The following is a 9,772-nucleotide window of genomic DNA, read 5'->3' on the forward strand; positions in this document are numbered from 1 at the left end:
TCGACTTGTCCAACCTTGCTTCCTCTTTCGTGCCGCGTTTCCGTTAGCGCGAAAGAGGCGTGATTCTAAGCAGCCCATCGCCTTCGTGCAAGCGTTTTCGCAAAGAAAATGCATGAAGGGCGCCGCTCGCGCGGCGCCCTTCATGGCAACTCGTTGATACCAAAAGAAGAAACGCGAAATTCGGTTGCTCACGCAACCAACATCGCCCTCACTGACCCGCCGGCGTCCCCTCGTAGAAGCGCGCGAGATCGGTCTTCATCGCATGCAAGGCGGCATCGTCGAGGTAGATCATGTGCCCCGTCGGGTAGTAGCGCAGCTCGAGGTTCGGACGCAGCGACTTGTCGAGCCCGAGATGCGATAGCGCATATTCAGTGGCATAGAACGGCGTCGCCAGATCGAAATAGCCGTTCAGCGACATCACTCGCAGCTTCGGGTTCTGCCGCATCGCCTCGGCAAGATCGCCGGCGGCATAGGGCACCGCCAGTTGCTCACCCCACCATTCGCGATGCTTCCAATCCCATTGCCGCAAGGCGGCATCGTTGAAGACGCGATAGCGGTCGCTCGGCCGGTAGTCGAGATCCTGCGCCAGATGCCGATGCAGCGCCGCGTCGAACACGCTGGAGATGCTGGTCGCCGATGCATCGAAATCGCCATGCTCCCCCGCATCGTCGTAGTCGATACCCTTGAAGCGCGCATCGTAGCGCCCCAGGTTACGCGACTCGCCGCGCAGCAACTGCTTGCGGAACCGCGACGGCCCGATGCGCAGCCGCGCCTCTTTTATATATGACACGTCGAGTCCCGTATAAGCGGCGATGCGCGCCGCGATCGCATCGCGCTCGGCACCGGGCAAGGCATCCCCCTGCGCGAGCGCCTGCTCATAAGGGCCGCGCGCGAAGGCACGGACTTCGTCGAGAAACGCGGGCAGGCTGGGCGGCTTGGGCGAAAGACGGTCGTGATACCAGGCGATCGCGGCGAAGCTCGGCAAATAGCTTTCGCTTTCGAAATCCGAACCCGCCGAGAACGCCGCCGAATCGAGCACCGACGACATCAGGATCACCCCGTTCAAGGCGATATTGCTGCGATCGTTCAGGCGATACGCCAGCATCGCCGCCCGCGCCGTGCCATAGGACTCGCCGAGCAGGTACTTCGGCGAATCCCAGCGCTGGTACACCGTCAGGTAGCGCTCGATGAAATGATCGAAGGCATCGAGATCGCTGTCGACACCCCAGAAATTCTTCCCGCTCGCGTGGCCGACCGCGCGCGAGAAGCCGGCGCCCACCGCGTCGATGAAGACCAGGTCGGTCTGTGCCAGCAGGCTGTCGGGGTTGTCGGCGAGATCGTAGGGCGCGGGTCCGCTGATATCGGGACTGGCCGTGCGGGCGCGCTTCGGGCCGAACGAGCCCATCATCAGGAACATGGTGCCGGCGCCGGGGCCGCCGTTGAACAGGAAGGTGACCGGCCGCTGCGAGGCGCGCCGGCCATTCGCCGTATATGCAATATAGAAGACGCTGGCCGTGGCCTGCCCCGCATCGTCGCGCAGCAGCAGGTTGCCTGCCGTCGCGGTGTAGTCGATGGTGCGGCCGTCGAGCCGGATCGAGTGGCGCGTCACGGCGCTGGTTTCGGGCGGCGCCGGAATGAACTCGCCGCCGCCATTCGGCGCGCGATGCGCATCGGCGCCTGCATTCGCGCTGTCGTCGGCGGACGGACGGCCCGTCGTCGCCGAAGCAGGAGAAACAGCCGAAGCGGCCGAGGCAGACGCCGCCCCCTTCGAAGAAGCCGCCGCCCGCGCCGGCACCTCGCTGGCCGGCACCGCGGCCGGCTCGGCCGCCCGCGCCCATCCTCCCGCCGACATCGCGACGAGCCACCCCAGACAGCACAACGATGCATTCAGACGAAGCGGCATGACATCCTCGATCGAGACGGCGCGCGTGACGGTCTGCGGATTGTCGGCAGATCGTGCCGGGGCGTCAACGCGAAGCCGTCGCCCTCGAAACGAAACGGGCGAGCCACCCGGCCCGCCCGTTCCCGATCCAGCCGCCGCCCCGCTCAGGCGCGCCGCCAGACCCGCACCAGCAGCGCCCCGATCGAGGTCAGCACCGCCATCGCGACCACCGCCGTCCAGCCCCACTGCGCGAACAGCAGGGTGCCGATCGCGGCGCCCGTCGACATGCCGATGAACATGCCGACGAACAGCACCGCATTGAGGCGGCTGCGCGAAGCCGGATCGATGCCGTAGACGATGGTCTGGTGTGCGATCAGGGTCGACTGGAAGCCGAGATCGAAACCGACCGTGGCCAGCGCGATCAGGCCGAGCTGCGCCGACACCGACAGCCAGGGCGCCAGCCACATCGCCGCGAACGAGACGGTGGCGATCGCGATCCCGAGCCGGGTGACGAACTCCGGCCCGCGCCGGTCCGCCAGCCGCCCGGCCAGCGGCGCGGCCAGCGCGCCGGCCGCGCCGGCCAGGCCGAAGGCGCCGGCCACGGCGCTGCCGAGATGGAAGGGCGCGCCATGCAGCATCACCGCGAGCGTGGTCCAGAACGCACTGAAGCCGAGCGCCAGGATGCCCTGGGCGAAGGCCGCCCGGCGCAGCGCCGGGTGCCGGCGCCACAGGCCGCCGAGCGAGGCGATCAGCTCGCGATACGGCATCTGCGTGGTGGGCCGGAAGCTCGGCAGCCCGCGCGCGGCAGCCAGGCCGATGGCGGCCACGCTCGCCGCCGCGATCACGAAGGTGGCGCGCCAGCCGAGGCTGCCGGCCACCACGCCGGCCACCACCCGCGACAACAGGATCCCCAGCAGCAGGCCCGTCATCACGGTGCCGACCACCTTGCCGCGATGCGCATCGGGCGCGAGCGTGGCTGCCGCGGGCACCACGTCCTGGGCGAGCGTGGCCGCCAGCCCGACCGCGAAGCTCGCCGCCAGCAGGAAGCCGATCGACGGCGAGATCGCGGCCAGCAGCAGCGCGGCCACCAGCACGCCGGCCTTCACCAGGATCACGCGGCGCCGGTCGAAGCGGTCGCCGAGCGGCGCCAGCAGCAGGATGCCGATCGCATAACCGAGCTGGGTGAGCGTCGGCACCAGGCCGACCATGCGGGCCGAGGCGCCGATGTCCGGCCCCAGCACGCCGAGCATCGGCTGGCTGTAATAGAGCGGCGCCACGCCGAGCCCGGCGGCGGCGGCCAGCAGCAGCACCAGGCGCGGCGTCAGCAGGGCATGCAGCGCCTGCGCCCCGGCAGGCGCTGCCGAAGCCGCGCCCGGCCGGGACCCAGGGAGCGGCGCCGGGTCGGCCAGCACGGCCTCGCGCGCGGCATTGTCGAAGTCAGGGGTCGAACTCATCTTGCGGTGTCCATCGGTATCGAATCAGCAAGCCGCGAGTGTGAAGGCAGCGGCGCGGGCCTGGTAGTGGCACCGCCCGCACATTTGTTATACGCTCCGCGCATGAGCGCCAAACTGCCCACCACGCCTGCCTCTGGCGGAAATCGCCGGCTTCCGGAAGTGTCTCCCGGTGATGCCGGCTATCGTTTCCAGCTTATGGAGACCTTCGTGCGTATAGTCGAATCGGGCAGCCTGTCCGCCGCGGCGGCCCTGCTCCGGACCACCCAGCCCACCGTCAGCCGTCGCCTGCAGGCGCTCGAGCGCTCGCTCGGCGTGCGCCTGCTGCAGCGCTCGACCCATTCGATGCGGCTGACCGTCGACGGCGAACGCGCCTTCAAGCGCGCCAAGGAGCTGCTGGCGAGCTGGGCCTCGTTCGAGGCCGACCTGCGCGGCGCGCAGCAGGAGCCGGAAGGCCATCTGCGCGTGACGGTGCCGCACGCCTTCGGCCAGCAGATCTTCGTCGGGCCGCTGATCGGCTTCCTGCGCGAGCACCCGCGCGTGAGCGTCGAATGGCTGCTGCAGGACGAGGTGCACGACTTCATCGGCACCGGCATCGACTGCGCGATCCAGATCGGCGAGGTGACCGATCCATCGGTGGTGGCGATCCGGATCGCCGACGTGGCGCGCTTCGTGGTCGCCGCGCCCTCGATGTTCGAGGACGGCAGGATCCCCGCCACGCCCGAGGAACTCGCCGCGCTCGACTGGCTCTCGCTGCGCACCTACTACCGCAACGAGGTGGTGCTCCGGCACCGGCGCAGCGGCGAGACGCAGCGCTTCACGATCCAGCCGCGCATGAGCACCGACAACCTGTTCGCGCTGCGCTCGGCGGCGCTGCACGGCATGGGCGTGGGCATCGGCTCGTCCTGGCTGCTCGCCGAGGAACTCGAGGCCGGCCGCCTGGTGCGCGTCGCGCCCGACTGGGAGGCCGCGCCGCTGCCGGTATTCCTGGTCTATCCGCACGCGCAGTTCTACCCGTCCCGGCTGCTGCGCTTCGTGGCGATCATGCGCGAGGCGGTGCCGAAACTGGTCGGCGATCCGCTGCGATTCGGCTAGGCCAGCCCGCGCCGGCCCGCCTCGCGAGGCACGCATTCCCGCCTGCCCCGCATACCGACCAGTCCACCTCCAGGCCGCGCCTCAGCACCAATCCGCAACGATTCCTCCGATTGCTGCACGCGCCGCCGGGCACGTATCGCGGCGCTTCGGATTCCCTGCCCGGGATTCGGCAGTCCGGCAGACCGATCGCCCCTCGCGATGATGCAATCCCCGCCACCGGTTGCGCATGCAAGCATGCCGGCCGGGCCCCGCCAGCCATACCCCCCTACTTCTCGAGGAATCTCATGGGCATCACACGTCGTTCGATTCTCAAAACCGGCGTTGCGGCAGCGGCCGTCGGCGCGCTCGATGCGCGCGGCCTGACGCGCGCGCTGGCCGCCACGCAACGCGCGGCCGTCAGCGGCGCCGGCGACGTGGTCGGCAAGGTGACGGTCGGCTACCAGGGCTGGTTCGCGGCGATCGGCGACGGCGCACCGATCAACGGCTGGTGGCACTGGGCCGGCAACTGGTCGCAAGCGCCCTCGCCGAGCAACAACGCGATCAAGGCCTGGCCCGACATGCGCGGCTACGCGCACGGCTACCAGAGCGCCTTCAGCCCGCTCAACAGCGGCGCGCCGGCCACGCTGTTCTCGCAATACGACCTCGACACGGTGAACCGGCAGTTCAGCTGGATGCAGGCCAACGAGATCGACACGGTCGCGCTGCAGCGCTTCAACCCGTTCTCGGGCGAGGGCGCCACGCGCGACGTGGCGGCCGCGCATGTGCGGCAGGCCGCCGAAACCTACGGCCGCAAGTTCTACATCATGTACGACGTGTCCGGCTGGACCGCCATGCAGACCCAGATCAAGCAGGACTGGACCTCGAAGATGTCGCAGTACATCGCCTCGCCGGCCTATGCGCGCCAGAACGGCAAGCCGGTGGTCTGCATCTGGGGCTTCGGCTTCGACGACGTGAACCACCCGTTCGACGCCGCCGCCTGCGCCGACGTGATCCAGTGGTTCAAGGCCCAGGGCTGCTACGTGATCGGCGGCGTGCCGACCCGCTGGCGCACCGGCGGCTCGGTGCGGCCGAACTTCCTCGACGTGTTCCACCAGTTCGACATGATCTCGCCGTGGATGATCGGCGCGATCGGCTCGATCGCCGAGGCCAATGCCTTCGCGGTGGAGGTGGCCGCCGCCGACAAGGCCGACTGCGACGCGCACGGCATCGACTACCAGCCCTGCGTGATGCCGGGCGACCTGTCGATCCGCCAGCGCGCGCACGGCAACTACATGTGGCGGCAGCTCTACAACCTGGTGAACCTCGGCGTGTCGGGCCTCTACATCTCGATGTTCGACGAGTACAACGAGGGCAACCAGATCCTCAACACCGCCGCCACCCAGCAGGACGTGCCCGCCGGCTCGGGCTTCCTGAGCCTGGACGAGGACGGCACGCCCTGCTCCTCCGACTACTACATGCGCCTGACGCGCGACGGCGGCCGCATGCTGAAGGGCTCGCTCGGCCTGACCCAGGTGCGCCCGACCGCGCCGGTGCTGAACAGCACGGTCGGTCTCGCGACCGTGGTCAGCCTGCGCTCGCGCACCAACAACCTGTATGTGACGGCCGAGAACGCCGGCGCGCAGGCGCTGATCGCCAACCGCCAGGCGGTCGGCCAATGGGAGCAGTTCGACCTGGTGAATGCCGGCAACGGCGCGGTGGCGTTGCGCTCGCATGCCAACGGCCTGTACGTGACGGCCGACAATGCCGGCGCCGCGCCGCTGATCGCCAACCGCAGCGCGGTCGGCCCCTGGGAGACCTTCGACCTGATCGTGCAGCCCTTCACGGGCGCGGCGGTGGCCCTGCGCGCGCATGCCAACGGCAAGTACGTGAGCGCCACCAACTCGGGCCAGGGCCAGTTGATCGCCACCGCCACCCAGGTCGGCGGCTGGGAGCAGTTCGACCTGCTGGTGTCCTGATCGCGCGCTCGGCCCGACCAGGCCGAGCCGCCCGCGTATGCGCCGCCGACCCGGCGCATACGCGGCAAGCGGGCCTCAGCCCTTCACCAGCCCGCCGTCGACGATCAGGTTCTGCCCCGTCACGGCACGCGCCCAGGGCGAGAGGAAGAACAGCACCGCGTCGGCGAATTCCTCGGGCGTGGTCACGCGGCGCAGCGGCGTGAAGCCGGCGATCATGTCGAACACCGTCTCGGGCGTGGCGCGGCTCGCGTCGGTGGTACGCAGCAGGCCGCCCGACACCATGTTGACGGTGATGCCGTGCGGGCCCAGGTCGTTGGACGCCGTGCGCGTCAGCGACAGCAGCGCGGCCTTCGAGGCCGTGTAGTCGTGATAGGGCACCACCGGGTTCTGGAACAGGTTGGTGCCGACATTGACGATGCGGCCGAAGCCTCGCTCGCGCATGCCGGGCACGGCGGCCTGCATGGTGTTCAGCGCGCCCTTGACCGCGCTCTCCAGTTGCTGCTGCATGCGCTGCCAGGAAAGCTGCTCGAGCGTCGGCCGCGCATCGCCGTCGAAGCGGAAGCTGGCCAGCGCGTTGTTGATCACCGACGCCACCGGCTGGCCGGTGCGCGCCCGCGCCGCCTCGAACATCCGGCCCACCTCGCCCGCATCGGTGACATCGGCGCGCAGCGCGATCGCTTGCGGGCCGAGCTCGGCCACCAGCGCATTCGCGGCCGATTCGCTATGCAGGTAATTGACGATCACCGACGCGCCCTCGCGCACCAGCGCCCGGGAGATCGAGGCGCCGAGCCCGCGCGCGCCACCGGTGACGAGCACCCATTGTTCGGACAGTTTCATTCGCGACGTCTCCGCACCGGAAAAGCGCGATTATGGCGCGCCGCCGTGAACGGCGACGTTTCGTGCCCGCCCGGGACGATCGGCGGCGGCGCTCAGGCCGCCGCGCCGCGCTTCGCCACCCAGGCCGCGAAATCGTCGACGATCGCCTCGCTGAGCTGATGGCCGACCGGGTAGCGATGCACGCGATGCGGCACGCCCAGCTCGTCGAGCATCGCATCGGCGCGCTCCGCCCACGATACCGGCAGCTTGTCGTCGTATTCGCCGTGGGCGATGAAGGCGTCGAGCCCCGCCAGCGCCTCGCGCGGCGCCAGGTGCTCGGCGATCTCCGGCAGGATCCGCCCGCTCAGGATCGCGAAGCCGCGCACCGCGTCCGGCGCGCTCAGGCCGACGCTCGCGCTCATGATGCCGCCCTGGCTGAAGCCGCCGATCAGCGTCGGCAGCGGCGCCGCGCCGTCGGCCTGGCGCAGCGCGCGAACCAGGCCGATCAGCTGCTGCCGGCTCGCCTCGGCCTGGGCCGCGTCGATCGACGGGCCGTTCGGCCCGAAGCGCACGTGGAACCACGCGTATTGATCCGGGCCCAGCGTCAGCGGCCCGCGCACGAAGGCGATCTCGAGGCGCGGATCGAGCGCCTCGGCCACCGCCAGCAGATTGGTTTCGTTGCCGCCCACGCCATGCAGCAGCAACAGCCGCGCCAGCGGCACGCCGGCGGCCGGGCGCGGTCGGAAGACGAGCGGCGAGCCCGGCACCTGGGTCAGGGATGAGGTCATCGGGGATGGCTCCATGGCGCGAGCGGCTCGCGCGTCGAGAAAAAGCCTCAGTCTGAATCAATCGGATCGAGCAACAAACCACTCACGGGAAATGCATTCCATCACAAATGGAAGCAATCGACGCCCTGCCCCGTTTTTGCACGGCCGGGCGACGACGGCGCACAATGAGGCTCCCGACCGGCTCCGCCGTCCCTCCCGCCCCTGCCCGCCGATGAGCACCCAGCCCGCCCCGCTTCCCTCCGAACCGTCGCCCGTCGGCGTCTACGCGCGCGACGACGACGCCTGGCTGGTCAGCCATTCCGAGCGGCCGCACATGTACCGGATCCAGCACCGCCGCGCGGACGGCTCCACCGACATCGACACCGTGATCGACCTGGACAACCTCGACGCGAAGCTGCGCAAGTGGCAGCGCGAGGGTTACGCGCGCCGCGACGAGGCCGGCGAAGGCGCGCCGCCGCCGCATCGCGCGCGCTTCCTGGCCGAGCTGCGCGCGGCGATGCACGACGCGGCGCAGCCGGGGCAGGCCGGTGAAGAGCCCGCCGTCACGCTGGCCGGCGCGCGCCTGCCGCTCGGCGCCGGCGGCCCGCTGGTGCCCGAGCGCAACCCCGCCTACCTGTTCGCCGAGCGCTCGGCCAATATCGTGCGCGACATCGCCGAGAACCGCCGGATCCTGCTGATCGGCCATACCGGCACCGGCAAGACCAGCCTGATCGAGCAGGCCGCGGCCCATTCGGCGCACGGCGTGCTGCGCGCGAACATGAACGGCCAGACCACGGTGGGCGACTTCGTCGGCTTCTGGACCGTCAAGGGCGGCGAGACCCTCTGGGTCGACGGCGTGCTGCCGACCGCGATGCGCGCCGGGCTCTGGCTGATCGTCGACGAGATCGACTTCGCCGAACCGGCGATCCTCGCCGTGCTGACCGCCGTGCTCGAGCCTGGCGGCCGCCTGCTGCTCAAGGAGCGCGGCGACGAGATCGTGGCGCCCCATCCCGGCTTCCGCCTGTTCGCGACCGCCAACGCGGCCGGCGCGATGAGCCGCTTTCGCCACCTGTACCAGGGCGCCAACCTGATGAACGACGCCTTCCTGGACCGCTGGCGCGTCTACCAGATCGACTACCTGTCGCCGGCCGAGGAGGCCGAGGTGCTGCGCCGGACCTTCGGCGCGCGTGTCAGCCCGGCGATGGCCGAGACGCTGGCGGCGATCGCCGCGGCCTGCCGGCGCGCCTTCGAGCGCGACGACCTGGCCAGCGCCTTCTCGACGCGCCGCCTGATCGACTGGACCGCGCTGATGCTGCGCACCGGCGATCCCGAGATCGCCGCCGGGCCGACCATCTACGCCAAGGTCGGCGACGAGGACGCCGCGCTGATCCGCGACATCGTCCGCCACTACATCGACCTCGACGCATCGTGAGCCAGCCGAACCCGCGCCCGGGCACCGCGCCGCCGAGCGCCGGGGACGATCCCGGCGAGCGGCTCGGCAAGCTGGCGCGCGTGCTGACGGACCAGCCGGCGCTGCAGGTGAGGATCGCGCGCGACGGGCCGCGCATCGAATGGGGCGAACGCGACGGCAGCGCCGTGCCCGACGTGCTGGTACTGCCGGCCACGGCCGGCGAGCAAGCCTTGTCGGACGACGAACTGGCCGGCTGGGTCGACCTGCTGGCCGCTCGCCTGCGCTTCGGCGAGCCCGCGCAGCATGCGCGCCTCGCCTCGGACGCCACCCGCGCGCTGGCCGAAACCATCGACGACCACCGCGCGAGCCTCGCGCTGGCCGCGCGGTTGCCCGGC

At 70.3% G+C, this 9,772-nt stretch carries 7 protein-coding genes and 1 pseudogene; 4 read left to right on the forward strand and 4 right to left on the reverse strand.

Going from position 1 to position 9,772, the window contains the following annotated elements; all coding sequences use genetic code 11:
- Window positions 1–208 precede the first annotated feature (208 nt).
- Together F3J18_RS33075 and F3J18_RS33080 are read right to left on the reverse strand one after the other, a co-directional pair.
- Window positions 209–1,903, reverse strand: coding sequence for a peptidase S10 (locus tag F3J18_RS33075; protein ID WP_166916329.1), 1,695 nt, complete (start codon window positions 1,901–1,903; stop codon window positions 209–211).
- A 143-nt stretch (window positions 1,904–2,046) separates the two neighbouring features.
- The gene (locus F3J18_RS33080; RefSeq protein WP_240156478.1) at window positions 2,047–3,336 is read right to left on the reverse strand and encodes an MFS transporter; all 1,290 of its coding nucleotides are present in this window, start codon (window positions 3,334–3,336) and stop codon (window positions 2,047–2,049) included.
- A gap of 102 nt (window positions 3,337–3,438) precedes the next feature.
- Between F3J18_RS33080 and F3J18_RS33085 the strand changes: the two genes are divergently transcribed.
- Both F3J18_RS33085 and F3J18_RS33090 read left to right on the forward strand, forming a co-directional pair.
- A complete protein-coding gene (locus F3J18_RS33085) occupies window positions 3,439–4,428 on the forward strand; it encodes a LysR family transcriptional regulator (RefSeq protein ID WP_025100679.1) in 990 nt (329 codons plus the stop codon).
- A gap of 284 nt (window positions 4,429–4,712) precedes the next feature.
- Window positions 4,713–6,383: a lectin gene (locus F3J18_RS33090; RefSeq protein ID WP_166916321.1), complete on the forward strand. Its 1,671-nt coding sequence runs from the start codon at window positions 4,713–4,715 to the stop codon at window positions 6,381–6,383.
- Between the two features lie 75 nt (window positions 6,384–6,458).
- On the opposite strand, the gene F3J18_RS33095 is transcribed toward F3J18_RS33090, so the two are convergent.
- Both F3J18_RS33095 and F3J18_RS33100 read right to left on the reverse strand, forming a co-directional pair.
- Window positions 6,459–7,220 carry a 3-oxoacyl-ACP reductase gene (locus F3J18_RS33095; protein WP_166916323.1) on the reverse strand — a complete coding sequence of 254 codons (762 nt, stop codon included), beginning with the start codon at window positions 7,218–7,220 and terminating at the stop codon, window positions 6,459–6,461.
- 92 nt (window positions 7,221–7,312) lie between these two features.
- On the reverse strand, window positions 7,313–7,987 hold the full coding sequence (locus tag F3J18_RS33100) for a phospholipase (protein WP_166916325.1): 675 nt from the start codon (window positions 7,985–7,987) through the stop codon (window positions 7,313–7,315).
- Between the two features lie 211 nt (window positions 7,988–8,198).
- On the opposite strand from F3J18_RS33100, the gene F3J18_RS33105 reads away from it, so the two are divergent.
- Window positions 8,199–9,398 (forward strand): AAA family ATPase, encoded by a 1,200-nt coding sequence (locus F3J18_RS33105; RefSeq protein WP_166916327.1) that lies wholly within the window; start codon window positions 8,199–8,201, stop codon window positions 9,396–9,398.
- Window positions 9,395–9,772: pseudogene (locus tag F3J18_RS33110) on the forward strand (cobalamin biosynthesis protein CobT); the annotation flags it as partial. The gene F3J18_RS33105 and the pseudogene F3J18_RS33110, both read left to right, overlap by 4 nt.

It is taken from the genome of Burkholderia sp. Ax-1720, from assembly GCF_011753035.1.
In the GTDB taxonomy this organism is placed as follows: Bacteria; Pseudomonadota; Gammaproteobacteria; order Burkholderiales; family Burkholderiaceae; genus Burkholderia; species Burkholderia gladioli.

Bases quoted from the DNA above. Each gene is read 5' to 3' on its own strand.
- F3J18_RS33075 (WP_166916329.1), bottom strand. From the start codon at position 1,903: ATGCCGCTTCGTCTGAATGCATCGTTGTGCTGTCTGGGGTGGCTCGTC.
- F3J18_RS33080 (WP_240156478.1), bottom strand. From the start codon at position 3,336: ATGAGTTCGACCCCTGACTTCGACAATGCCGCGCGCGAGGCCGTGCTG.
- F3J18_RS33085 (WP_025100679.1), top strand. From the start codon at position 3,439: ATGAGCGCCAAACTGCCCACCACGCCTGCCTCTGGCGGAAATCGCCGG.
- F3J18_RS33090 (WP_166916321.1), top strand. From the start codon at position 4,713: ATGGGCATCACACGTCGTTCGATTCTCAAAACCGGCGTTGCGGCAGCG.
- F3J18_RS33095 (WP_166916323.1), bottom strand. From the start codon at position 7,220: ATGAAACTGTCCGAACAATGGGTGCTCGTCACCGGTGGCGCGCGCGGG.
- F3J18_RS33100 (WP_166916325.1), bottom strand. From the start codon at position 7,987: ATGACCTCATCCCTGACCCAGGTGCCGGGCTCGCCGCTCGTCTTCCGA.
- F3J18_RS33105 (WP_166916327.1), top strand. From the start codon at position 8,199: ATGAGCACCCAGCCCGCCCCGCTTCCCTCCGAACCGTCGCCCGTCGGC.